A 23,946-nucleotide genomic window follows, 5' to 3' on the forward strand; every position below is an offset into this window, starting at 1 on the left:
GCTATCCTTGCCGGCGATATAATAGAAACTACTAGCTGTACGCCATGTATTTATATACTGATTTTGATCAGCAACTGATTAATGAACGTGTTGCACAGTTCCGAGACCAGACGGAACGTTATTTAGCCGGTAAACTCACTGAAGATGAGTATCGTCCGCTTCGTCTGCAAAATGGTTTGTACGTACAGCGTTATGCGCCAATGTTACGTATTGCCGTGCCATATGGTTTGATGAATTCAAAACAACTTCGTAAAGTGGCTGATTTGGCAAAAGAATATGACCGTGGCTACGCGCATATTTCGACTCGCCAAAATATCCAGTTTAACTGGCCTGCACTGGAAAATGTGCCGGATATGCTGGCTGAACTGGCGACGGTGCAAATGCATGCGATCCAGACCTCAGGGAACTGTATCCGTAATACCACGACGGACCAGTATGCAGGTGTGGTTGCCGGTGAAGTTGCCGATCCGCGTCCGACCTGTGAATTGATCCGTCAATGGTCTACCTTTCATCCGGAATTTGCTTTCTTGCCACGTAAATTTAAGATCGCAGTTTCTGCGCTGGAAGAGATTGACCGTGCAGCCACTGCATTCCACGATATTGGTGTATATATCGTGCGTAATGAAGCAGGCGAAATGGGCTATAAAATCAAAGTGGGTGGTGGTCTCGGCCGTACGCCAGTGATTGGTAGCTTTATCCGTGAGTTCTTGCCACGAGAAGACCTGATTGCTTATCTGGAAGCAGTACTTCGTGTATATAACCTGCACGGCCGTCGCGACAACAAATATAAAGCGCGGATCAAGATTCTGGTAAAAGCCTTAACACCAGCTGTATTTGCCGAGAAAGTTGAAGCTGAATTTGAGCATACGATTAAAACACTGAAAATCGATGCAGACACCTTGGCAAAAATGGATGAGAACTTTACGCCATTCGATTACCAAGATTATGCAGATGAAGATTTCACTGAATTGTTCGCGCAATATCCAAAATTCAAACAGTGGTTCAACATCAATACCAATGCACATAAAGTGAAAGGTTATCGCATCGTGACGATTTCACTGAAACGTGCCGGAATTGCACCGGGTGATGTCAGCACTGAAGAAATGAACCTGATTGCAGAGCTTGCAGACAAGTATACTTTTGGTGAGCTGCGTACTACACATGAGCAAAATATTGCGCTTGTGGATGTACCGCAAAAAAACCTGTTTGAGTTATGGCAGATCCTTGATCAGCATAACCTGGCACGTGCACACATTGGTTTCTTGACCGACATTATTTGCTGCCCGGGCGGTGATTTCTGTTCATTGGCCAATGCCAAATCCATTCCAATTTCGGAAGCAATTTCACGCCGTTTTGATGACCTGGATACCATTTACAATTTAGGCAAACTGGATCTGAATATTTCAGGTTGTATGAATGCCTGTGGTCATCACCACGTGGGTAACATCGGTATTTTAGGTGTAGACAAGAAAGGTGCAGAATTCTACCAGATTACGCTTGGTGGAAATGCGGATCATGATGCGTCAATTGGTGACATTCTTGGCCCATCATTTGCAGCCGAAGTAGTGCCGGATATTGTAGAAGAAATTCTGAATACCTATCTTGACCTGCGTCAGGAAGGTGAAGAGTTTATCGATACTTATCGCCGTGTCGGCATTCAACCATTCAAGGAGCGTGCATATGCTTAATACCGCACTTCAAGTGCTCTCTAAAGATGGCACGATTGCAGACAATACCTATCAATTGATGGGTGAAGATGGTGTTTTGCCACAGGGTGATGTGGTTCTGACTGTGGACCAGTTAGACCAGATTGGCAATGTATCAGGTAAAAAAGCATTGTACTTAACTGTCGATGCTTCTCCTGAAAACCATGAATTTCCACTGGACCAGCTAGACGCAATCTTTATCGAGTTTGCCGGTTTTAATGATGGCCGTGGTTATTCATTTGCAGCGCTGCTTCGTCGTCAAGGTTTCCAAGGTGAACTGCGTGCTACTGGGGATGTATTCAAAGATGTGTTGAACTACATGAAGCGTTCTGGTTTCGATACTTTCGTGATTAAAGAAGGTAAAGATATTCAGGAAGCTGCTGCAGGTTTGAATGATTTCAAAAATCCGTATCAGGCATCGACTGCGGTTGCACAGGCACATTATCAAACAGGTGCATAATTTAAATTATGCTGCTATAAAAAGCCGGATTGATTCCGGCTTTTTTATGTCTTAATAAAAATCTTTAATTTTCTTCAAGTTGACAGTTGATCATCCAGTGAATTCCAAACTGATCGCTAAAGGCAGCATAAAGTGCGCCCCAAAAGGTCTTTTCTAGTGGCATCTCAATTTGACCATTCACCGATAAAGCATCAAAGAGTCGTTGTGCTTCAGCTTGCTCGCTGGCGTCTAAGTTAATGGAAATATAGTGGTTATTACCTTGCATGAACACAGTATTGGTTTGCGTGCAAAATTGATCATTCGTATCAGATGCCATCAGTTCTGTAAAATCGTTAATGGGAAGTGAGATATGCAGGATTTTATTTTTATCCGCTTCCGACAGTGTGACACCTTCTTCAACTGGCATTTCACCATAACGACTCAGACTTGAAAATTCGCCTCCAAAAACTGATTTATAAAAGTTAAAGGCTGCTTCAGCCTGACCTTGGAAATTGAGGTAATGATTCAGTTGCATGGGAGAACTCCCTTTTATTTACTTGCTTTAATCTACGCCACTTTGCGGTATTTTGCGCGAGCAAGCCTTATCAAGATGTAAGCGAAAAAAATCCCCCAGATCAGGAGGATTTTTAACTCCCTATGGGAGAGGGATGGGATGAGGGAAGAGGTTACAGTAATTCAATCGCCACAGCAGTCGCTTCACCCCCACCAATACACAGAGCTGCAATCCCTTTCTTGCCACCGGTACGTTTTAGTGCATGAATCAAAGTCAGGATAATACGTGAACCGGTAGAACCCACAGGATGGCCGAGTGCACATGCACCACCATTGATGTTGACTTTTTCAGGGTCTAGCTTGAACTCATCCATTGGGCACATGGTCACCATGGCAAAGGCCTCATTGATTTCCCAAAGGTCGACATCAGAAGCGGCCCATCCAGTTTTATCGAGCACTTTCTGGATTGCACCGACTGGAGCAATCGTAAACTCAGATGGATGTTGAGAATTCGATGCATAGGCAACAATTTTAGCCAAAGGATTCAACCCTTTTGCTGCTGCATTGTCAGCCGAGGTAATTACTAAAGCTGATGCACCATCTGAAATCGAGCTGGCATTAGCCGCCGTAATCGTACCGTCTTTAGCGAAAGCAGGACGCAAAGTTGGAATTTTATCGATGTTAGCATTGAACGGCTGTTCGTCTTTATCAACGACCACATCACCTTTACGGGTTTTAACTGTTACAGGCACGATTTCATCAGCAAAGTAGCCTTCATTGACCGCAGTTTGCGCACGCTTTAATGAGCGAATCGCAAAATCATCCATCTGCTCGCGGGTATAACCTCTGGTATTTGCCATATCTTGGGCAAATGAACCCATCAAACGACCTGTTTCAGCATCTTCCAAGCCATCCAGGAACATATGATCCTTGATTTCACCATGGCCCATACGGAAACCACCCCGTGCTTTTGGCAATACATAAGGCGCATTGGTCATGGATTCCATACCGCCGGCAACCACGATATTTGCAGAACCAGCTTTAATCATGTCAGCCGCTTGCATGACGGCTTTCATGCCTGAACCACATAATTTATTAATGGTTACCGCACCAGTAGAATCTGGAAGACCAGCTTGACGCATCGCTTGACGTGCAGGACCCTGCTTTAAGCCTGCAGGGAGTACACAACCCATAATGACTTCTTCAATATCCGTTGGTTGCAGACCCGCACGGGCAATTGCTTCCTTAATAGTGACAGCACCCAGTTCCGGTGCAGTTACACTGGCCAGACTGCCCTGAAAGCCACCCATGGCTGTACGTGCACCATTTACAATTACGATGTCAGTCATTGTTGTATCTCCCTATCAGTTTTGATCGTTTTATCTTGAACTTAAGCAGTATATTGAAAAAAACTGACGATTGAAGCTTTAATCGTACCGAAGCATAAACTGGATAGTTCTATTAACATGAGGGAAGACTTTCCCTCCGGATATGCCCCATTTTGCTAAGTACAATACGCTGTTGGCTAGAAAACTGGGCAGAACAGTAGTAGAAACTGCCATTTGAACCAATAGGCAGACCTGTTTGTGCCTGATAAGTGACACTTGGTAAGCTCAAAGCTCCTCGCCAACTCAGGTTACCGTATTTGAGATTAACTACATCAATATGTAAAATGGTCTCACCTGTATCCACTTGCCTGTTTTTATTTTTATCAATGAAAACCAGCATAGTCTTGTTCCATTGATTGGCTTGGCAAGTGAGAGAATCCTGGCTTGGGCAGATCACTACATTCTGTCGCAAAATTGCAGCCTGGCTGCGTGCATAACGATTAATTGTAGATAACTTGATCGGTATGTTTTGAGCTTCCTGTCTGGCTCGGTACTCGTGATAGTAAGGAAGCGCGATACTGGCGAGAATTGCAATCATTGCAATACAGATAATTAACTCAACAATAGTAAACGCTCTTGTTATTTTTTTATACATAGAGTTACCTGATTTATATATTATTTTTCTTATAAGGGTGCTATTAATTATATGTTTTTTATGCTTTATTGAGCGTGTAATTCATTGCTTACTTAAGTTTAAAGAAAGCTGTTAAAAATAATTGGCAATCACAATAGGTCATTCAGAATAAAAAATTGAGTAAAAAGTTACCGAATTACAACGGAAATTGTAAGTAATTTTGTCAATAATTTACTTGATTAGATTAATCAAGCACTTGGAAAAATAATAAAGTGTTTGTATGATGCCATGTGAATAGCTTAAGAATAATACTGGGGTAATAAAAAGCCTATCTCAGGATGGCCTATTTATAAGGCTTGAGCTTGAACAACAATTGTTATCTCTGGAGGATAAATCCATGAAAATGAGTCGTATTGCTTTAGCTATGCTTGTAGTTGCACCTTTTGCTGCTGCAAACGCAGGCGTAACTGTTACTCCATTAATGCTGGGTTATACTTGGCAAGACACCAAACATAACAATGGTCAGTCCCACTTGTTATCTGCACAACTCGGTCAAGGCGAAATGCAAAACGACTTGTTCGTTGGTGCAGCACTTGGTGTAGAACTAACTCCATGGTTAGGTTTCGAGGCTGAATATAACCAGGTAAAAGGTGATGTTAACCAATCACTTCGTTACATTACTGATGGTCGTCCATCACAAGTTGAACCAGGCGCTGAGTATAAGCAAACTCAAATCAACGGTAACTTCTATGTTACTTCTGATTTAATCACTGGTAACTATGACAGCAAAGTTAAGCCTTACCTATTGGCGGGTGCGGGTCACTACAAATATAAATTTGATGGTTTAACTCGTCTTAACAGCCCAACAGCTCCAGTACGTCGTGACCGTGGTAATACTTCAGAAGGTACTTTAGCAAATACAGGTATCGGTGCTTTCTGGCAGTTAAATGACGCGTTATCACTACGTACTGAAGCTCGTGCTACGTATAACTTTGATCACGAGTTCTGGAACTATACAGCACTTGCTGGTCTTAACGTAGTTCTAGGTGGTCACCTGAAGCCAGCTGCTCCAGTAGTTGAAGTTGCTCCAGTTGAGCCAGTTGCTCCAGCTCCACAAGAGTTGACTGAAGACCTGAACATGGAACTTCGTGTATTCTTTGATACTAACAAGTCAAACATCAAAGATCAGTACAAACCAGAAATCGCGAAAGTTGCTGAGAAGCTAGTTGAATATCCAAACGCTACTGCTCGCATCGAAGGTCATACTGATAACACTGGTCCACGTGCATTGAACGAACGTTTGTCTCTAGCTCGTGCTAACTCTGTTAAGTCTTCACTTGTGAACGAATACAACGTAGATGCATCTCGTTTGTCTACTCAAGGTTTCGCTTGGGATCAACCGATTGCTGATAACACTACTAAAGAAGGTCGTGCTATGAACCGTCGTGTATTCGCGACAATTACTGGTAGCCGTACTGTTCTAGCTGAACCAGTTATGCAACAACAAGCTCCTGCTGCTCAATAATTCGTTATTGAACACAGACTGAAAAAGCGACTCTAAGGAGTCGCTTTTTTTATGGCTGTTTTTTGCATACACTTGCTGCTCTAAAATGATTTTGAGTAAAGGCATGAGCATAGAACTTCCTCAAGACTTGCTGAGTCTGGAAGCCAATAGTGGTATTTATGCAATTTGGATGATCTTTCATCATTATGGTATCGATCTACATATTCCTGATCTGGTGCAATTGACACGGCACGATGATGAGATGGGAACTTCAACTATTGCGCTCGCAGTTGCGCTCAAAACCTTGGGGCTGGATGCTGAATTTTTTACAGAAGTTGATCCGGATAAACAGCCTGTTGAAGTAGAATTTTATCAAAAGGCCCAAGAACTCAAATTACCTGTTTATGAATCTCCTCTTTCATATGCAGAAATTCAAAAAAAGGCAGGTGAAGGTCGTTTTGTGATTGTGTTCTATGACACTTTAGACAGGGTAGGGAATCACTCGTTAATTTATGCTATTGATGAGCAGGAAATCAGTTTCTTTGATAGCTTTGAGGCAATGCCGGCGCATGTGTTTGAGCAGCAACGTCGGGTAGATGGAATCTGTCAGCAAGCGATTGTGATTGATGACCGTAACTTTGTAATGCGAAATAGCTAAAATAGAGAGATTAAAAAAGCAGTCCTGAGACTGCTTTTTTTGATTATTGACTGGGTTATTCCTGATCAAGCTTCATGGGCTGTACATCCATTTCCTGATAAGACACCAGTTTGGTTTTTTTCTTCCATTTGTAGCCGAACCAGATGGCCAGGAATAGCGGAATACTGATATAGGTCGATAATACGCCCATCCAGTGACCGGCCAAAACATCCTGATAGTTCTGACCCAGAACGACAATCGTACACAGAATAAATGCAAACCAGGGAGCAAAAGGAAAAAATTTGGCACGATAAGCCAGATCTTCGAGTTTATATCCTTGTGCCAGATAACCTTTACGGAAGCGGTAATGGGAAATGGCAATACCGAGCCAGACGATAAAGCCGCACATTCCTGACATGTTCAGCAGCCAGTTAAAGACTTCCTGCTCACCAAAGAAAGTGGTCAGAAAGCACAGAGCTGCGATTACAGTCGTGGCATAGAGTGCATTCATTGGCACACCACGCGGGTCTAGACGCGCAAACATTTTAGGTGCACTACCTTTACGTGCCATATCAAACAGCATACGGGTAGATGAATACATGCCCGAGTTACCTGCAGATAGAATAGCGGTCAAGATCACCGCATTCATGATGCTGGCAGCAAAGGCAAAACCAGCTTTTTCATACAATAAGGTAAAAGGAGAAAGTGCAATATCGTCGGTTGCAGCTGCCTGTAATAAACGTGGGTCATTATAGGCAATCAATGTGCCGATAACGAAAATACACACGATATAAAACAACAGGATACGCCAGAATATCTGTTTAATGGCTACCGGAATGGTTTTCTTTGGATCTTTCGATTCACCTGCCGCGACACCGACCATTTCGGTACCCTGGAAGGAGAATCCGGCAATCATCGCCACACCAATTAATGCCTGAAAGCCACCGACAAAAGGTGCATCGCCAATGCTCCAGTTGGCAAATGCTTCTGCACCCGGAGTCAGCATGATCTTCACGATCATCCAGATCCCGATAATGATAAAGGCAATGATTGCAAGGACTTTAATCAGCGAAAAGAAAAACTCAGATTCGCCAAAGCCTTTTACTGTCAGGGCATTAATCCCAAAAATAATGACAAGAAAAATGGCGCTCCAGTACACGCCCGGTATATCGGGAAACCAGAATTTCATAATGAACTGAACGGCAACCAGTTCAAAAGCCACGGTAATGGCCCAGTTGTACCAGTAATTCCAGCCTAAAGCGAAACCAAAACCACCTTCGACATATTTGGTGCCGTAAGTGAAAAATGCACCTGAAGTCGGATTGTGCGTGGCAAGCTCCCCCAAGCTGGTCATCAGGAAATAAATCATGATCCCAATCAGTACATATGCAAGCAGTGCACCACCTGGTCCAGCATTGGCAATGGTCGCACCTGAGGCCAAAAATAAACCTGTACCAATGGATCCGCCAATGGCGATCATATTCAGATGACGAGCACCCAGCTTACGCTGCAGCTGCATCGTATTTTGCGTTTCGCTCATCATGATTCCTTAACATTTTTTTGAGTGCTGGCGAAGAGCACTTTAAAGCCTTGTTGATCCGCTTTCACTGTGCAGCGACCAAAGTTTTGTTCAATCAGGGTAGGATAGTTCAAGAAACGGTTGGCCACGATCCAAAGCTCGCCGCCTGATTTTAAATGACGACGCGAGGTTTTACATAAGGTTTCACTTGCCGTGTAATCGGTCTCGATTCCCATATGAAAAGGCGGATTACTGACAATGGCATGCAGGAACAAGGGTGCATCCTCAATGCCTGTAACCGCTTTGATTTCAATCTGTTCAGGAGTAAGCTGGTTTTCTTCAAATGTCATTTGTGTAGAAGCCAGTGCAAAGGCATCAACATCCATGGCAAAAATCCGGTTTTTCGGATTCAACTTTGCCAGATACGCGCTAATCACCCCCGCACCACACCCAAAGTCGGCAATTTTACCTGAAGTGACTTGTGACAAATAAGGTAATAGCGTGGCAGTTCCTACATCCAAACGGTTTTGACTAAAGACGCCTGGAAGTGCACAAATATTCAGGTCACCATTTGGAGTCGATACGGTATAACGCTGTGCCCAGTCTGCAAGTGCTTTTTTCTCGACCGTATAGTCTAGAACCAATTGCCAAAGCTGGCAATGACGTGCGCTGTCAAGTTTGAGAGTTTTACCAAAAGGCTGCAACTGTTTGGCTGCGCGTTCTATCCCGCCTTTCTTTTCACCGACCAAAAAAATACTGTTGCCCGGTTTAAGCTGCGCTGCCACAGTGTGCAGTAAATAATTCAACAGTTCTTTAGACTTGGGTACAAAAATAACTGCCTGATCAAATTCAGCTTCAGGCATTTCTGCACCAAAATGCACATCTGCTTGTTGTGACTGGAAATATTGAAAATCGTTAAAATTCCATGTCCAGACAGCCGGATTGATAGAGGCATCGAATTCAGCGAGCAGATTATCTGTCGGTGCATTAATCAGTAAGATGCGACCCGACAAAAAATCATATTGTCTTAATAAAACTTCGCTTTTAGGATCCATAGGTATCTCTCCAATATAAAGAACACTGCCTAAGCCTGACCTAGACAGTGTTCTTTGGACATGAAATTACTTCTTTGTTTCAGGAAGTACCACATTCAGAATAAGGGCAGCGATACCACCAGTGGCAACGCCTGAGCTAAAGATATTACGGAATAACTCAGGAAGATGCTCAAGAATTTGTGGAACTTGTGCAACACCTAAACCCAGTGCCAGTGAAATCGCAATAATCAGCAGGGCGCGACGGTCCAGATGGACACCAGACAGAATGTTAATACCAGAGGCTGCGACTGCGCCAAACATGACCATGACTGCGCCGCCCAGTACCGCTTGTGGAACGGCCTGAATAATACCAGCAACTGCAGGCAACAAACCAAGAATAACCAGCAAAGCAGCAATCCAGATGCCGACATAACGACTTGCTACGCCCGTCAACTGGATTACACCATTATTTTGTGCAAATACTGAACTTGGGAAGGTATTAAAAATACCGGCAAGGAATGAATTCGCGCCATTGACCAGTACACCGCCTTTAATGCGCTGCATCCATTTTGGACCATCAACTGGCTGGTTGGAAAGCTTTGAAGTCGCAGTGATATCACCAATCGCTTCTAAAGAGGTCACCAGGTAAATAAATGCCATCGGAATAAACAGGCTCCAGGAGAAGCTTAAACCGAAATGCATGGGAGTCGGAATCTGTACCAGAGGTGCATCTTTTAAGCCGGAAAAATCCAGATGGCCCATAAAGCCCGCCAGGATATAACCACAAACCAGAGCGATCAAAATGGCAGAACTTTTTACCCAGGTAATCCGGATACGGTTCAGAATAATAATCAGTGCCAGGACGGTACAAGACATGATCAGGTTGTCGGCATTGGCAAAAGTTTTATCGCTCATGGCCTGATAACCACCACCCATGCTGATTAAACCTTCTTTAATCAGGGTCAAGCCAATCAGAAGTACGACAATTCCGGTGACCAAAGGGGTAATCAGTTTTTTGATCCAAGGCAGAATTTGTGACACGCCCATTTCAATGAATGCACCTGCAATCACTACACCAAAGATAGACGCCATGACTGCTTCTACAGGTGTACCCGCAGCCACCATGGCTGACCCAATACCAATAATTGGACCGATGAAGTTGAAACTGGTTCCCTGAACGATCAGCAGACCGGCACCAAATGGCCCTACTTTTTTAGACTGTAAAAAAGTCGCGATACCCGAGATCACCAGAGACATGGATAAAATCATGTTGGTGTCTTCTTTGGAAACACCAAGCGCCAGACAAATCAGCAGGCCAGGGGTCACAATCGGAACAATAATCGCTAATAAATGCTGGAAAGCAGCTAGAAAAGCAATCAGGGGTTTTGGACGATCATCCAGACCGTATACCAGGTCGAGTTGATCTTTAGAAGGAGGAGATTGATTAAAATCAGACATGTGTCAATGCAAAATAAGGCTGGATGGCGCTATTCTAATCGAGTTACACGTCTTTACAAAATCAAAAAAGCCTCGACCAGACAAAAAAAGTTGAGGAGTAGGGCTACAGTGACTATAAAAGTTTTGTATTTTTCTGTATAATTTGCCCTCAAATTACACACGCATTGAATTTACATGTCAGATATTAAAACTCTCCGTAACATCGCCATTATTGCGCACGTCGATCATGGTAAAACCACTCTTGTAGACAAACTTTTGCAACAATCAGGTGCTCTCGGTGATCGCGCGGGTGAGATCGAGCGTGTCATGGATTCCGGTGCTATTGAAAGTGAACGTGGTATTACCATTCTTGCAAAAAATACTGCAATCAAATGGTTAGATGAACGTACCAATACTGAATACCGCATTAACATCGTGGACACCCCGGGACACGCCGACTTCGGTGGTGAAGTTGAACGTGTAATGTCGATGGTTGACTGCGTACTTCTTCTTGTAGATTCACAAGAAGGCCCGATGCCACAAACACGTTTCGTAACGCAAAAAGCATTCGCACGTGGTTTAAAACCAATCGTAATTATTAACAAAGTTGACAAGCCAAGCGCGCGTCCAGACTGGGTAATTGACCAAGTATTTGATTTGTTTGATAACTTGGGTGCTTCTGACGAACAGTTAGACTTCCCGGTTGTTTATGCTTCAGGCCTTCGTGGTGTTGCTGGTCCTTCTCCAGAAGAACTTGCTGAAGACATGACTCCGTTGTTCCAAACGATTGTAGATATCGTTGAACCACCAAAAGTTGACGTTGATGGTCCATTCCAAATGCAAGTGTCTTCACTTGACTATAACAGCTTCGTTGGTGTTATCGGTATTGGTCGTATTCAACGTGGTTCAGTAAAATTGAATACACAAGTCACTGTAATCGATAAAGAGGGCAAAACACGTAACGGCCGTATCTTAAAAATCATGGGTTATCATGGTCTAGATCGCGTTGACGTTGAAGAAGCTTCTGCAGGCGATATCGTTTGTGTAACGGGTATCGATGCACTCAACATTTCTGACACCATTTGTGATCCGAAAAATGTTGAAGCTTTACCTCCATTATCTGTAGATGAACCTACAGTATCGATGACCTTCCAGGTAAACAACTCACCGTTTGCTGGTAAAGAAGGTAAATTCGTGACTTCACGTAATATCCGTGAACGTCTAGACCGCGAATTGATTCACAACGTAGCACTTCGCGTTGAAGATACTGACAGTCCGGACCGTTTTAAAGTGTCTGGTCGTGGTGAACTTCACCTTTCAGTTCTGATTGAAAACATGCGCCGTGAAGGCTTCGAGATGGGTGTATCCCGTCCGCAAGTAATCATCAAAGAAATTGATGGTGAACAACAAGAGCCATACGAAAACGTAACGTTTGACGTTGAAGAACAGCATCAAGGTGCTGTAATGGAACAAATGGGTTTCCGTAAAGGTGAAATGACCAATATGGAAGTTGACGGTAAAGGCCGTATCCGTATTGAAGCAACTGTTCCTTCACGTGGCTTGATTGGTTTCCGTTCTGAATTCCTGACCATGACTTCTGGTACAGGGATCATGACGTCAAGCTTCTCGCATTACGGTCCAATGAAACAAGGTACTGTTGCGAAACGTCAAAACGGTGTATTGATTTCTATGGTTCAAGGTACTTGCCTGGGCTATGCATTGTTCACGCTTCAAGACCGCGGTCGTCTATTCGCTAAACCTCAGTTAGAAGTTTACGAAGGTATGATCATCGGTATTAACTCTCGTTCAGACGACATGACAGTTAACCCGACTAAAGCGAAACAGTTAACGAACGTACGTGCCTCTGGTACAGATGAAGCGTTGACCCTTGTTCCAGCAATTGAATATACGCTTGAACAAGCGCTTGAATTCATTGAAGATGATGAGTTAGTAGAAGTAACACCTAAGTCAATCCGTATCCGTAAGCGTTTCTTGACTGAAAACGAACGTAAACGTAACCGTTCAGGTAAATAATCTGTAGATTATTGGCCCGCTTACTAAAAACCGTAATCTTCGAAAAGATTACGGTTTTTTTATATTTACGCTATGCTCACATCGTAATTTATTAAATCGTATTAAACTAAGTCAAAATTAGAAGTTTCTAGTCAGGTATAATTTAGCCCAAAACTTGAAAATAAAATATGGGAGCAGACATGAGTATTATTCAAGAATTTAAAGAGTTTGCCATCAAAGGCAATGTGATGGATCTGGCGATTGGTGTCATCATTGGTGGTGCATTCAATAAAATCATCGACTCGATGGTCAAAGACATTGTTATGCCGGTAATCAGCTGGATTTTAGGCGGAGATGTTGACTATTCCAACTGGTTCTTGGTACTGGGGGATAATCCGAATAATGTCACCACACTCGCTCAGGCCCAAGCGGCTGGCCTAAACGTTTTTGCTTATGGTAACTTTTTGACTATTCTGATCAATTTCTTGTTATTGGCTTGGGTGGTATTCCTGTTAGTTAAAGCGATGAACAAGTTGCGCCGTAAGCAGGAAGCAGAACCTACTACGGAAGAGACACCGGAAGATGTCGCATTGTTACGTGAAATTCGTGACGAGTTAAAAAAACGTCCTGATCCTGAAGCTTAAGTTCCAGGGATTAAAAAACGGCGCCTATTGCGCCGTTTTTTTAATTTCCCTCTGCGGCCAAGAGATGAGACACATTGTTTCGCAAAGGGAGAGCTTAAATATAATCTAATTTATTTAAATATCTCGTTACCCTTGCGGATTATATTCCTCACCGCTTAAAAGAAGAAAAGAAAAATATTTAGAAATCTGCCCGAAACTTAATTTCGACTAAATGGAAACCAAACTGGCTTTTAACCGGGCCATGCAATACCCGTTCTGCTGCAGTAAAAACCAGTTTATCAATCACTGGAACCAGCTGGCCTTTTTTGATTTCACCCAGCTCACCACCACGTTTGGCAGAATTACAGGTCGAATACTGTTTGGCGATTTTATTAAAGTCTGCGCCACTTAAAATCTTCTTTTTAAGCTGTTCTGCAGTTTCTTTGTCTTTGACCAGAATATGACGCACAATGGCTGTTTTCATGACTTTTTCCCTCGTACAGTTGCCATTTTTTTGACAGGGAGCTGGCGCTTTTTCAAAGGTTGGCATTCAGGACAAAAAACGGAAGCCCGTTGCCCCAATTTAATATTTTCAAGCGTAGTTTCACAGTTCACGCACATTTCACCAGCGCGGCCATAAGCCAGCAAGGTTTGCTGGAAATAGCCATTTTCGCCCATGGCATTGGTGTAGTCTCTTAGGGTTGAGCCACCCAGATCAATTGCCTGTTTTAAAATGCGCTTAATTTCAACGACCAGTTTTTCAATCTGCTCAAAACTCAATGTAGAGGCAGGTTGTGCTGGATGAATGCCCATATTAAACAGGCTTTCAGTCGCATAAATATTGCCTACGCCCACCACCACATGGTTATCCATAATTGCAACTTTGGTGCCAACATTTTTATTCTTCAGTTTTTCAAACAAATACTCGGCATTAAAGCTCTCACTTAAGGGTTCTGGTCCCAAGGTGTCGATCAATTTGCTTTGGGATTGGGCATCTAGCCAAAGAATACAGCCAAAACGGCGAGGGTCGTGATAACGCAGTTGAATATCTTCAAACTGGATAATCAGATGGTCATGTTTGCGTAATTCTTCAGTGCTCTCGCATAGACGGAAACTCCCAGACATGCCCAAATGCCAGAGCATCGTCTCATGTTCAAACTCCGCCAGAATATATTTGGAACGGCGACTAAGCTTGAGCAATTTCTGTCCCACCAGCTTCTCTATATTTTCCGGAATGGGCCAGCGTAAACTTGACTGGCGTACTTCAACACGTTTCACGCGTTGTTCCAATAAGGGTAATAAACTGATTTTGGTGGTTTCGACTTCTGGTAATTCAGGCATAACACATCGCTGGCGAGGGAGATGCAGCTAATATTGGGTGAATCGGCCAGGATTGCAAGCATTAATCTAAAGGAAATAATTGGAAAATGGCCAGATATTTCATATTTATTTAAGCTGTATTTTGTTTAAAAAATGAACTTTATTTTTAGGCCTTTCTAGCAGAATTTTAGTTGAATAAACCTCACGATAAAATTGAGTAAATTATAAAATTTTGAAAAATATATAAATAATTTAAAGTATCAAAATAAAAATTATATTTTTATATTTAAAGCATAACTAAAAGTTTAATCAATAATAAAAAAAAAGCTGAGAATTTATATGAAAATTTATGTAACTTCATGTGCCTGAAAGCAATTTTAAAACCTTGCTTGTTTTTCTCCTTATGTTCGGGTTTTACATGAAATATTTAGGTCTAGCTCTATTGCCTTTGTTGGCTGCCATGACAACCGCACAAGCGGAAACTGCATTTGATCCACAAGGTCAGTATTTACTGGGGGACTGGAATGGTCAACGTACAAAACTGGCCCAACAGGGGATCAAATTTGAAGCCAATCTGTTAACCGATACCGCATATCTTGCTGATGGTGGCCGTAATGAGGGTGCAGATCCATTAACTTCTGCCCAATTATGGCTGGGTAGTCAACTGGACATGGAAAAACTGGCAGGATGGGAAGGTATCACTATACGTGCCGCGATGACTGCACGTCAGGGGCAAAGTACCTCTATTCGTGATCTGCAGGATACTAATGCCCCACAGTTGGCAAATGTACAAGGCACTTTTGGACGCGGTAATCAGGATAGCCGCCTGAGCGAGCTGTCCATTGAGAAGAATTTTAAAGACCAGGGGCTCAGTATTAAGGCAGGCCGTCTTGGTCTGGGCATGGATTTTAATGTCATGGCCTGCGATTTTGCCAGTACGGCATTCTGTGCAGCGCAAATGGGCAAATGGCAGGGCAATATCTGGATGAATACGCCAGTTGCACAATGGGGTGCACGGGTGAAGCAGCAAGTGGCCCCTGAACTCGCGATACAAGTTGGTGTCTACGAGTTTAATCCAGATAATGGTAATGGTGCCAAAGAAGGTCAAGGCTGGAGTCTGGATACCGACCATGCCGATGGCGTAACCATTCCTGCAGAAATCGTATGGACACCGAAATCATTGGTGAATGGCTTGCCGGGCAGCTACCGTATTGGCGGGATGTACAATACTGCCGATGAAGTTGCCAACCAGAAAGATATTGCCCATCCTGCAGATGCCAAAAACCGTACCTTTGCAGGCTGGTTAGCAGTGGAACAACAGCTCACTTCAACAGGCGCAGGTCGCAAAGGTTTACACAGTTTTGCCAACTTTACCTGGCATGACCGCGATACTAACAAAGTGGATAATTCACAACAAATTGGTGTGAAATATATCGGTTTAGTTGACACTCAGTCAAATGATATTCTGGGCTTGGCGGTTAACCGTGTGCATGTCAATCATCGCTTCGCAGATTCGCGTCCAGCTTTGAATGCAGATGCAGAATACAATATTGAACTCAACTATAGCTATAATGCAACAAAGTGGCTGATGTTACGTCCAAACCTGCAATATGTGGTGAATCCAGGGTCAAGCAATAACGTAGATAATGCGCTCGTGCTCGGTTTAAGCAGTCGCCTGATCTTCTAAAAAGTGATGCTTCACGTTATAACTAAACAGGCTTATTAAAGCCTGTTTTTTATTGCCCGATCATACTTGACATGAAGAAAGAGGGAATACCACGTGACATTATTATTTCAACCGCTACAGTTTGGTTTATTATCACTCAGCAATAAGATTATTATTGCACCGATGTGTCAATATTCAGCCACAGAGCAGGGTGAAATCACCTATTGGCATGAGCAGCAATGGGCAAGTTATGCACTCTCTGGTGCGGGTCTATGTATTGTGGAAGCGACTGCGGTACAGCCAGAAGGCCGGATCAGTTATGCCGACTTAGGCTTATGGAATGATCAGCAAGCTGCCCAAATAAAAGCATTACTGACCAAGGTCAAATCTATATCGCCAATGCCATTTTCGATTCAGCTCGCACATGCCGGACGTAAGGCTTCTACAGATAAACCCTGGTCAGGCAAAGGGCAGATCGCGCCAGATCAGCCCCATGGCTGGCAAACCGTTTCTGCAAGTAATCTGCCGTTTCAGGCAGACGAACATCCACCCAAAGCCCTAAGCCATTCAGAAATTGAGCAAGTCATTGCCGACTTTGCAAAAAGTGCCAAACGTGCAGTGGATGCCGGCTTTGACATGATTGAGTTGCATGCAGCACATGGTTATTTATTGCATCAGTTTATGTCACCACTTTCAAATAAACGCGATGATCAGTATGGTGGTTCACTAGAAAACCGGATTCGTCTGACACTGGAAGTATTGCAAGCCATGAAGGCTGCAGTTCCGGAAGGCTATCCGATCGGGGTACGTATTTCGGCCAGCGACTGGATGGATCAGCCAGACAGCTGGACCATTGATTCTTCAATTGAATTGTCTAAAGCACTGGAAGCTGCTGGGGCTGCCTATATTCATATTTCCAGTGCCGGACTGCATGTCAAACAGCACATTGATGTGAAACCGAATTATCAGGTGCCTTTTGCAGATGCGATCAAGAAAGTGGTGAGTATTCCTGTGATTGCTGTGGGATTGATCACTGAAGCAGAGCAGGCAGAAGATATTCTGCAAAAAGGCCAGGCCGATGCCATCGCCATTGCCCGTGCCATTCTGTACGATCCACATTGGCCTTGGCATGCAGCCGCAGCACTTGAGGAAAAAATCAAAATTTCACCGCAATATCTGCGCAGTGCCCCACATGGGTTGAATCATTTATTTGAGCCTTTTTAACACTGCTTTAGTGTCAGAAATTCTTATAATAGGAAATCGATGGCAAGAGGATAGTGTATTATGATTTTTGCGGTCATTGTGCCCATATTTTTATTATTGACACTGGGTTATCTGACTGTAAAGAGTCAAGTATTAAGCAAGGAGCAGGTAGGTACGGTCGGTGCTTTTGTCATTAAAGTGGCCTTACCCTTGCTGTTCTTTCAATCCCTTGCCTCCAAAGACCTGCATGAAATCTGGTATTTTGAATACTTTGCAGTGTATAGCAGCGTGACCTTAGTGCTCTATGGCAGTGGCTTCTGGATCATGCGCCAGTATTTTCAGAATACGCATTCGCAAAGTGCTGTCCTGTCTCTAGGCGCCGCAATGTCAAATACCGGTCTGATTGGTACGGCTGTGCTGAGTCTATTGATGGGACAGCAGGCGATGACCTATACCTCTCTGGTGGTGATCATTGAAAGTGTATTGCTGATTCCGCTGGTGCTGGTACTCGCGGCAATGGGAACACAACATCAGGCGAATCTGGGTTCCATTTTAAAAAGTGCATTGCTCACCTTGCTAAAAAATCCCCTGTTTATGGGGGTGATGCTCGGGATGGCCTGTGCTGTATTCCAGATTAGAATTCCGGTCTATCTCGATCAGATGTTTGCCTTGATTGGTCAGACTGCCTCACCGCTGGCCCTGTTCGCAATTGGCGGTGGTATCGTGGGAATGAGCCTGAGATATGTCAACCTGCAAAGTTTTTATCTGGTATTTTCCAGCAATATTATCATGCCACTCTTGATGTATCTGGGGCTAAGCCAGTTGACGGACTTAAATCAGGAAATGGTTCGTGCCGGTACATTGATTGCAGCTTTGCCAATGCCCACGATTTTTGGCATGTTGGGGCAGGCGTATGGGTTGAATGATCGAGCCTTAACCCCATTGTTGATGAGTACTATTGCCGGTTTTATGGTGACCAGTGGTTTAATTGCTTTATGGTGGGGATAATCTTTTAGAAGATGAATGCTCTGTCATTAAAAAAAGCCCCCGATGTGTGGGGCTTTTTTATTTAAATTTATTGATTCAACTTAACTTTTTTTCGCAGGTGCTTTTTTCTGCTCAGCCAGCATTTTATCTACTGCTGCCAAAGATTCTTTGGCCTGCGGAATATTTTGCTGCGCCAGTGCGGCAAAGATTTTTTTCGCTTCTGGCAGGTTTTGCGGCACGATACTGCCATTCGCAAACATATTACCTACTGCCATCAGCGCCGGAATATAGCCTTTTTTTGCCAGTTCCTGAATGCTGCTTAGGCCTTGCTGAATCGGTTTTTCATCTTTGTTTTTGAAACCGCTGCTGATGTCATATAAGGCTTTTGCATGAATGGCCTGCATATTGCCTTTGCTGATTAGCGGTTGCAATTTTTGCAGACCGGCTTTATTGGAGGCTGGCGTATTTTCAGAAAATAGCAGTACCGCCAGATCTACGCTGGCATCTTCAAAATTGGCTGCCGAGGCACGTTCCAGATGCTGTTTGGCTTTGGTCAAATCCTGTTTGAGACCGAGCGTGCCAGCTGCATAGTTTTTACCCAATACATAATTGGCCACCGGATAGCCTTTGCTGGCAGACTGCTCATAGAGCTGAATGGCTTTTTTCTCGTCTTTGACGGTACCTTGGCCAGTCTGGGTTAAATAGCCTAAGTTATATAAAGCCTGGGCATTGCCTTGGCTGGCTAGCTTGTTTAAAGCTTCATAGGCGCCTTTAAAATTATTGGCTTTCACCATAGCTTCAATTTTTTCAAATTGCGGATCGATTTGATCTTGTGCAGTATTTGCCAGAGCGAATGATGCAGAAGCGGCGAGAGCTACCGCGAGGATTAACTTTTTCATGGTTCCTATAACCTTATTATTGCTGGCACCCTATTCCTTGGTGCGGTTTTAATCATTTTTACTTAGATCATCATAAAAGGATTTTATGCTTTGTAAATATGTAATTTGTCACTAAATACAAATCATCAGGACATAATTCACTGGTTTAATCGATGCATGATAGGGACAGGTTTTCGCTCAATTCCAAAGATATTGCAAGGATTACTTTAATTCAGCTATTTTCTCTGATTAAATCTCGCTTTGCATCAGACTCCCAGGATTTCACCATGTTTGTCAAAACCATTAGACGTCACTATGACAGAATTAACGCAGATGACTCGATTGCCGATGAGGACAAGATTGATGCGTTATTGATGAAACTTGGGGCAGAGTTTTTGATTAGCCAGGAAGACCGGGTATATATCTTTCAAAAAGGCGAACTCACGGCAAAGTTTGATGCCAAGCATGCGCGAGCCTATCATTTCAAAGACTATGTCGTGAAAGACATGAACAAACTGTTCCACGGTTTCTAAAATTCCAAAATAAAAAAGCCAAGAATTTCATCTTGGCTTTTTTTTTCATGGGCGGAACCTGAATTATTGCGGACGCGCGACATCACCACTCAATGCTTCCGGAAGTTCCAGCACTTCTAGGCCCAATTCGGTTAATGCCTCAGGCTTTGCGACCACCAGCGCTTTGTAACCGGCATCCGTCGTGATGCTATTGACGACTTCTACATCATTATTCAGTTTTGTCGCCACAGCAGGGGTGACACCTGTACCTTGAACCAGATGTAACCAGTGTTTTGGCTTGGCTTTAAACCATAAGCGCGCAATCACTTCCTGCCCCAGATAGCAGCCTTTGTCATAGTGAATGCCGTCGCGTTGATGTAAACGCAATTCCTGAGGTTGAAACAGATTGGCGGTAGCTGCCTGAATCCAGGCCTGACCTGATTCAATGGCTTGCTGCTCCCACAGGGCGACATTGGTTTCAGTCGCAACAAAGTCAGTATAAATACCATTGATGACCGGATATACCGGACCGACCAGTTCCAGTTTCATTTTTGAAAAAGCACCAAATTTCTTAATATGATTCGCCAGTTCTGTTGCCTGATCTTCAGTGCTTACGATTTCAAAGCTTTCCGGACTGATCTTTTTAAGCCATAAGCCAAATTGAATCCGTCCTTTCAGGCTACAGATCGCCGTATAGCGGGTCTGGTTTTCTGCCAAAGTTTCAGTATTCAAAGTCACCTGACCTTGAAGGAATTTTTGTGCATCGACACCATTTAGACTAAACAATGTGAAAGCAGGAGACGTTGCCATAATAAGCCCCAGTTTGAATACTATAAATCAATGCAGTTATTGTGCAGCATGCATCAGACAGAGGCAAACAAAAAAGCCAACAATCTAAATCAAGAGATTTTTGGGGTAATTGGGAGGCAGAGATGACATGTTTCTGATGCAGATCAATGACAAGGAGCTTACCTTCAAAAAAGTTTACTGTTTTTCTCAAGCGCCGATTTTTGGGGGCGGGGATAGAACAAAGATTCTGTCTGAATTTGATGATTTTTTATACTTTCATTAATTTCTCATACTAAAGAATGAGAAAAATTCAGGTCAATTTTTAAGAAAAATCACAATTTAGAGTCAAAATTCTAAAGTGTGGAGCGTAAATTACAGTAAAAAGGCTATATTTCATATTTAAATATTTGAAAATTATAAGATTTGGGAAATGGACTTTCGACAGCGTACAATGCCTTGATTAAAAAACAAGTCATCAAGAAAATTTGATGAATAAAAAGAGTAATGAATGAGGGCAGGTAAGCTATGAATAACAACTACCGTAAACCACTACAAGGCACCCAGTTAGAATACTATGACGTGCGTCAGGCCGTTGAAGATATCCAGCCAGGCGCATATGCCAAACTCCCCTATACCTCCAAAGTGCTGGCTGAACAGCTGGTCCGTCGTTGTGATCCTGCCATTTTAGAACAGTCTTTACGTCAGCTCATCGAACGTAAACAGGACCATGATTTTCCCTGGTATCCGGCACGTGTAGTCTGTCATGACATCCTGGGTCAAACTGCACTGGTTGACCTTGCAGGCCTGCGTGATGCCATTGCCGACCAGGGTGGTGATCCTTCTAAAGTCAATCCGGTGGTGCCGACCCAGCTCATTGTCGATCACTCTTTGGCTGTAGAGTATGGCGGTTTTGATCCGGATGCTTTTGAGAAAAACCGTGCCATTGAAGACCGCCGTAATGAAGACCGTTTCCATTTTATTGAATGGACCAAAACGGCATTTGAAAATGTCGATGTGATTCCGGCAGGTAACGGCATCATGCACCAGATCAATCTGGAAAAAATGTCACCGGTGATTCAGAATCGTGATGGTGTGGCATTTCCTGATACCTGTATCGGTACAGATTCGCATACACCACATACCGATGCCTTGGGCGTAATCTCGATTGGTGTCGGTGGTTTGGAAGCTGAAAATGTGATGCTGGGCCGTGCCTCGTGGATGCGTCTGCCAGATATCATTGGGGTAGAGCTGGTCGGGCAACGTCAGCCGGGCATTACTGCAACGGATATCGTTCTCGCTTTAACCGAATTCCTGCGTAAGGAACGTGTGGTTGGCGCATATTTAGAATTCTTCGGTGAAGGTGCAGACAGCATGTCAGTCGGTGATCGTGCCACGATTTCTAATATGACCCCGGAATATGGTGCAACGGCAGCCATGTTCTATATCGATCAGAATACCATTGACTATCTGACTTTGACCGGCCGTGAGCCTGAGCAGGTGAAACTGGTTGAAACTTATGCCAAAGAGATCGGGCTTTGGGCATCGGAGATGACTCAGGCTGAATATCCGCGTGTGCTGCGTTTCGATTTATCCACCGTAACACGCAACATTGCCGGCCCATCGAATCCGCATGCACGTGTATCTACGGCAGATCTGAAAGAAAAAGGCATTGCCGGTAATCTGGAAGCTGCACGTGCACAAGAAGCAGAAGGTTTAATGCCGGATGGTGCGGTGATTATCGCTGCGATTACCTCATGTACCAATACCTCCAACCCGCGTAATACCGTAGCAGCCGGTTTGCTGGCACGTAAAGCCAATGAACTCGGCCTGACCCGTAAGCCTTGGGTGAAATCATCTTTCGCACCGGGTTCTAAAGCGGCTGCCCTGTACCTGGAAGAAGCCGGGGTTTTAAAAGATTTAGAAAAGCTGGGCTTTGGTATTGTGGCCTATGCATGCACCACCTGTAACGGTATGTCGGGCGCATTAGATCCAAACATCCAGCAAGAAATTATTGACCGTGATCTATACACGACTGCAGTATTGTCAGGTAACCGGAACTTCGATGGCCGTATCCATCCCTATGCGAAACAGGCTTTTCTGGCATCTCCACCGCTAGTAGTTGCTTATGCGATTGCCGGAACCATCCGTTTTGACATCGAAAAAGATGCTCTGGGCACAGACAAAGACGGTAATCCGATTTACTTAAAAGATATCTGGCCTTCGGATGAAGAAATTGATGCCTTGGTCAAAGAGTCGGTCAAGCCGGAACAGTTCAAGAAAGTGTATATTCCGATGTTTGATCTGGGTGAACGTAAAAAGGCAATAAGTCCGCTGTATGACTGGCGTCTGCAAAGTACCTATATCCGCCGTCCGCCGTATTGGGAAGGTGCACTGGCTGCACCGCGTACCCTCACCAACATGCGTCCATTGGCTATTCTTGGCGATAACATCACTACTGATCATTTGTCCCCATCGAATGCGATTGTGCGTGACTCGGCAGCAGGTGAATATCTGGCGAAAATGGGGGTACCTGAGGAAGACTTTAACTCTTATGCGACGCATCGTGGTGATCACCTGACTGCACAGCGTGCAACCCTGGCGAATCCGAAGCTGTATAACGAAATGGTGGTGCGTTCTGACGGTACCATCAAGCAGGGTTCAAAAGCGCGTGTAGAGCCTGAAGGCGAAGTGATGCGCATGTGGGAGGCGATTGAAACCTACATGAACCGCAAGCAGCCGTTGATCATTATTGCCGGTAAGGATTATGGTCAGGGTTCAAGCCGTGACTGGGCGGCGAAAGGTGTGCGTCTGGCAGGTGTAGAAGCCATTGTGGCAGAAGGTTTTGAGCGTATTCATCGTACCAATCTGGTGGGTATGGGCGTGTTGCCACTTGAGTTTAAGCCGGGTACGGATCGTAAGACTTTAGGTCTTGATGGTACGGAGCTGTATAGCGTGATTGGTAATATCGCGCCACGTTCGACTTTGACTTTGGTGATTGAGCGCTCAACCGATGATGGTAAGAACCAGATTATTGAAGTGCCTGTGACTTGCCGTCTGGATACTGAAGAAGAAGTGCATGTGTATGAAGCGGGTGGGGTGTTGCAGCGCTTTGCACAGGATTTCTTGGAAGGGAATGTGGCGTAAAATCAAACTGAAATAATTGATTTTATTGTAAAAAAACCTTACATTTATGTGGGGTTTTTT

Annotated in this window: 21 protein-coding genes; 11 read left to right on the forward strand and 10 right to left on the reverse strand. The window is 43.9% G+C overall.

Annotation, left to right across the window (positions count from 1 at the left end; all coding sequences use genetic code 11):
- The first annotated feature begins 44 nt into the window (after positions 1-44).
- On the forward strand, positions 45-1,688 hold the full coding sequence (locus VXP95_RS10280) for a nitrite/sulfite reductase (protein ID WP_416711985.1): 1,644 nt from the start codon (positions 45-47) through the stop codon (positions 1,686-1,688).
- A complete protein-coding gene (locus VXP95_RS10285) occupies positions 1,681-2,166 on the forward strand; it encodes a DUF934 domain-containing protein (RefSeq protein ID WP_144725358.1) in 486 nt (161 codons plus the stop codon). The genes VXP95_RS10280 and VXP95_RS10285 overlap by 8 nt, the downstream gene beginning before the upstream one ends.
- Positions 2,167-2,230: 64 nt before the next feature.
- On the opposite strand, the gene VXP95_RS10290 is transcribed toward VXP95_RS10285, so the two are convergent.
- The 3 genes from VXP95_RS10290 to VXP95_RS10300 all read right to left on the reverse strand — a co-directional run bounded on the left by VXP95_RS10290 (position 2,231) and on the right by VXP95_RS10300 (position 4,641).
- Positions 2,231-2,680 carry a VOC family protein gene (locus VXP95_RS10290; protein ID WP_144725355.1) on the reverse strand — a complete coding sequence of 150 codons (450 nt, stop codon included), beginning with the start codon at positions 2,678-2,680 and terminating at the stop codon, positions 2,231-2,233.
- A 151-nt stretch (positions 2,681-2,831) separates the two neighbouring features.
- Positions 2,832-4,007 carry a thiolase family protein gene (locus tag VXP95_RS10295; RefSeq protein ID WP_191731270.1) on the reverse strand — a complete coding sequence of 392 codons (1,176 nt, stop codon included), beginning with the start codon at positions 4,005-4,007 and terminating at the stop codon, positions 2,832-2,834.
- A gap of 112 nt (positions 4,008-4,119) precedes the next feature.
- Complete coding sequence (locus VXP95_RS10300; protein ID WP_064097082.1) at positions 4,120-4,641, reverse strand: GspH/FimT family pseudopilin; 522 nt, start codon at positions 4,639-4,641, stop codon at positions 4,120-4,122.
- 376 nt (positions 4,642-5,017) lie between these two features.
- Between VXP95_RS10300 and omp38 the strand changes: the two genes are divergently transcribed.
- Positions 5,018-6,145 carry an outer membrane protein Omp38 gene (omp38, locus tag VXP95_RS10305; RefSeq protein WP_064097083.1) on the forward strand — a complete coding sequence of 376 codons (1,128 nt, stop codon included), beginning with the start codon at positions 5,018-5,020 and terminating at the stop codon, positions 6,143-6,145.
- A gap of 103 nt (positions 6,146-6,248) precedes the next feature.
- Complete coding sequence (locus VXP95_RS10310; protein WP_416706070.1) at positions 6,249-6,782, forward strand: peptidase C39; 534 nt, start codon at positions 6,249-6,251, stop codon at positions 6,780-6,782.
- Positions 6,783-6,837: 55 nt separating this feature from the next.
- On the opposite strand, the gene VXP95_RS10315 is transcribed toward VXP95_RS10310, so the two are convergent.
- The 3 genes from VXP95_RS10315 to VXP95_RS10325 form a co-directional block, all read right to left on the reverse strand.
- Positions 6,838-8,301: an amino acid permease gene (locus VXP95_RS10315; RefSeq protein ID WP_144725349.1), complete on the reverse strand. Its 1,464-nt coding sequence runs from the start codon at positions 8,299-8,301 to the stop codon at positions 6,838-6,840.
- Entirely contained in the window at positions 8,301-9,335 is a 1,035-nt protein-coding gene (locus tag VXP95_RS10320) for a methyltransferase (RefSeq protein WP_416711986.1), read from the reverse strand. Before VXP95_RS10320 ends, VXP95_RS10315 begins: the two co-directional genes overlap by 1 nt.
- Positions 9,336-9,401: 66 nt before the next feature.
- Complete coding sequence (locus tag VXP95_RS10325) at positions 9,402-10,772, reverse strand: uracil-xanthine permease family protein (RefSeq protein WP_144725345.1); 1,371 nt, start codon at positions 10,770-10,772, stop codon at positions 9,402-9,404.
- Positions 10,773-10,946: 174 nt separating this feature from the next.
- On the opposite strand from VXP95_RS10325, the gene typA reads away from it, so the two are divergent.
- Together typA and mscL are read left to right on the forward strand one after the other, a co-directional pair.
- A complete protein-coding gene (typA, locus tag VXP95_RS10330) occupies positions 10,947-12,785 on the forward strand; it encodes a translational GTPase TypA (protein WP_416711987.1) in 1,839 nt (612 codons plus the stop codon).
- A 179-nt stretch (positions 12,786-12,964) separates the two neighbouring features.
- Positions 12,965-13,408: a large conductance mechanosensitive channel protein MscL gene (gene mscL / locus VXP95_RS10335; protein WP_064097088.1), complete on the forward strand. Its 444-nt coding sequence runs from the start codon at positions 12,965-12,967 to the stop codon at positions 13,406-13,408.
- A gap of 178 nt (positions 13,409-13,586) precedes the next feature.
- Here mscL and VXP95_RS10340 read toward each other — a convergent pair whose 3' ends face one another.
- On the reverse strand, positions 13,587-13,871 hold the full coding sequence (locus tag VXP95_RS10340; RefSeq protein WP_064097089.1) for a peptidylprolyl isomerase: 285 nt from the start codon (positions 13,869-13,871) through the stop codon (positions 13,587-13,589).
- On the reverse strand, positions 13,868-14,728 hold the full coding sequence (gene mutM / locus VXP95_RS10345; RefSeq protein WP_416706068.1) for a bifunctional DNA-formamidopyrimidine glycosylase/DNA-(apurinic or apyrimidinic site) lyase: 861 nt from the start codon (positions 14,726-14,728) through the stop codon (positions 13,868-13,870). The genes VXP95_RS10340 and mutM overlap by 4 nt, the downstream gene beginning before the upstream one ends.
- A gap of 397 nt (positions 14,729-15,125) precedes the next feature.
- Here mutM and VXP95_RS10350 point away from each other — a divergent pair, with 397 nt between their 5' ends.
- From VXP95_RS10350 to VXP95_RS10360, 3 genes are all read left to right on the forward strand, one after another.
- Positions 15,126-16,394, forward strand: coding sequence for a carbohydrate porin (locus VXP95_RS10350; protein ID WP_416711988.1), 1,269 nt, complete (start codon positions 15,126-15,128; stop codon positions 16,392-16,394).
- A gap of 93 nt (positions 16,395-16,487) precedes the next feature.
- The gene (locus tag VXP95_RS10355; RefSeq protein ID WP_416711989.1) at positions 16,488-17,597 is read left to right on the forward strand and encodes an NADH:flavin oxidoreductase/NADH oxidase; all 1,110 of its coding nucleotides are present in this window, start codon (positions 16,488-16,490) and stop codon (positions 17,595-17,597) included.
- A gap of 60 nt (positions 17,598-17,657) precedes the next feature.
- Positions 17,658-18,584, forward strand: a complete 927-nt coding sequence (locus tag VXP95_RS10360; protein WP_416711990.1) for an AEC family transporter — start codon at positions 17,658-17,660, stop codon at positions 18,582-18,584.
- A gap of 80 nt (positions 18,585-18,664) precedes the next feature.
- Here VXP95_RS10360 and VXP95_RS10365 read toward each other — a convergent pair whose 3' ends face one another.
- Positions 18,665-19,462, reverse strand: coding sequence for a tetratricopeptide repeat protein (locus VXP95_RS10365; RefSeq protein ID WP_191731276.1), 798 nt, complete (start codon positions 19,460-19,462; stop codon positions 18,665-18,667).
- Positions 19,463-19,728: 266 nt separating this feature from the next.
- On the opposite strand from VXP95_RS10365, the gene VXP95_RS10370 reads away from it, so the two are divergent.
- Positions 19,729-19,974, forward strand: a complete 246-nt coding sequence (locus VXP95_RS10370; protein WP_064097127.1) for a hypothetical protein — start codon at positions 19,729-19,731, stop codon at positions 19,972-19,974.
- Positions 19,975-20,037: 63 nt separating this feature from the next.
- On the opposite strand, the gene VXP95_RS10375 is transcribed toward VXP95_RS10370, so the two are convergent.
- Entirely contained in the window at positions 20,038-20,763 is a 726-nt protein-coding gene (locus VXP95_RS10375) for a YgfZ/GcvT domain-containing protein (protein ID WP_416706065.1), read from the reverse strand.
- A gap of 504 nt (positions 20,764-21,267) precedes the next feature.
- On the opposite strand from VXP95_RS10375, the gene acnD reads away from it, so the two are divergent.
- Positions 21,268-23,886, forward strand: coding sequence for a Fe/S-dependent 2-methylisocitrate dehydratase AcnD (gene acnD, locus VXP95_RS10380; protein ID WP_416711991.1), 2,619 nt, complete (start codon positions 21,268-21,270; stop codon positions 23,884-23,886).
- Positions 23,887-23,946: the final 60 nt, after the last annotated feature.

The sequence above is a fragment of the Acinetobacter sp. 226 genome, assembly GCF_048147925.1.
GTDB classification, from domain to species: Bacteria; Pseudomonadota; Gammaproteobacteria; order Pseudomonadales; family Moraxellaceae; genus Acinetobacter; species Acinetobacter pecorum.

Excerpts from the sequence above, each read along its gene's own strand:
- VXP95_RS10365 (WP_191731276.1), bottom strand. The coding sequence starts at position 19,462 with ATGAAAAAGTTAATCCTCGCGGTAGCTCTCGCCGCTTCTGCATCATTC.
- VXP95_RS10350 (WP_416711988.1), top strand. The coding sequence starts at position 15,126 with ATGAAATATTTAGGTCTAGCTCTATTGCCTTTGTTGGCTGCCATGACA.
- VXP95_RS10315 (WP_144725349.1), bottom strand. The coding sequence starts at position 8,301 with ATGAGCGAAACGCAAAATACGATGCAGCTGCAGCGTAAGCTGGGTGCT.
- mscL (WP_064097088.1), top strand. The coding sequence starts at position 12,965 with ATGAGTATTATTCAAGAATTTAAAGAGTTTGCCATCAAAGGCAATGTG.
- omp38 (WP_064097083.1), top strand. The coding sequence starts at position 5,018 with ATGAAAATGAGTCGTATTGCTTTAGCTATGCTTGTAGTTGCACCTTTT.
- VXP95_RS10370 (WP_064097127.1), top strand. The coding sequence starts at position 19,729 with ATGTTTGTCAAAACCATTAGACGTCACTATGACAGAATTAACGCAGAT.
- VXP95_RS10300 (WP_064097082.1), bottom strand. The coding sequence starts at position 4,641 with ATGTATAAAAAAATAACAAGAGCGTTTACTATTGTTGAGTTAATTATC.
- VXP95_RS10320 (WP_416711986.1), bottom strand. The coding sequence starts at position 9,335 with ATGGATCCTAAAAGCGAAGTTTTATTAAGACAATATGATTTTTTGTCG.
- VXP95_RS10310 (WP_416706070.1), top strand. The coding sequence starts at position 6,249 with ATGAGCATAGAACTTCCTCAAGACTTGCTGAGTCTGGAAGCCAATAGT.
- VXP95_RS10340 (WP_064097089.1), bottom strand. The coding sequence starts at position 13,871 with ATGAAAACAGCCATTGTGCGTCATATTCTGGTCAAAGACAAAGAAACT.
- VXP95_RS10280 (WP_416711985.1), top strand. The coding sequence starts at position 45 with ATGTATTTATATACTGATTTTGATCAGCAACTGATTAATGAACGTGTT.
- VXP95_RS10290 (WP_144725355.1), bottom strand. The coding sequence starts at position 2,680 with ATGCAACTGAATCATTACCTCAATTTCCAAGGTCAGGCTGAAGCAGCC.
- mutM (WP_416706068.1), bottom strand. The coding sequence starts at position 14,728 with ATGCCTGAATTACCAGAAGTCGAAACCACCAAAATCAGTTTATTACCC.
- typA (WP_416711987.1), top strand. The coding sequence starts at position 10,947 with ATGTCAGATATTAAAACTCTCCGTAACATCGCCATTATTGCGCACGTC.
- VXP95_RS10375 (WP_416706065.1), bottom strand. The coding sequence starts at position 20,763 with ATGGCAACGTCTCCTGCTTTCACATTGTTTAGTCTAAATGGTGTCGAT.
- VXP95_RS10295 (WP_191731270.1), bottom strand. The coding sequence starts at position 4,007 with ATGACTGACATCGTAATTGTAAATGGTGCACGTACAGCCATGGGTGGC.
- VXP95_RS10360 (WP_416711990.1), top strand. The coding sequence starts at position 17,658 with ATGATTTTTGCGGTCATTGTGCCCATATTTTTATTATTGACACTGGGT.
- acnD (WP_416711991.1), top strand. The coding sequence starts at position 21,268 with ATGAATAACAACTACCGTAAACCACTACAAGGCACCCAGTTAGAATAC.
- VXP95_RS10325 (WP_144725345.1), bottom strand. The coding sequence starts at position 10,772 with ATGTCTGATTTTAATCAATCTCCTCCTTCTAAAGATCAACTCGACCTG.
- VXP95_RS10285 (WP_144725358.1), top strand. The coding sequence starts at position 1,681 with ATGCTTAATACCGCACTTCAAGTGCTCTCTAAAGATGGCACGATTGCA.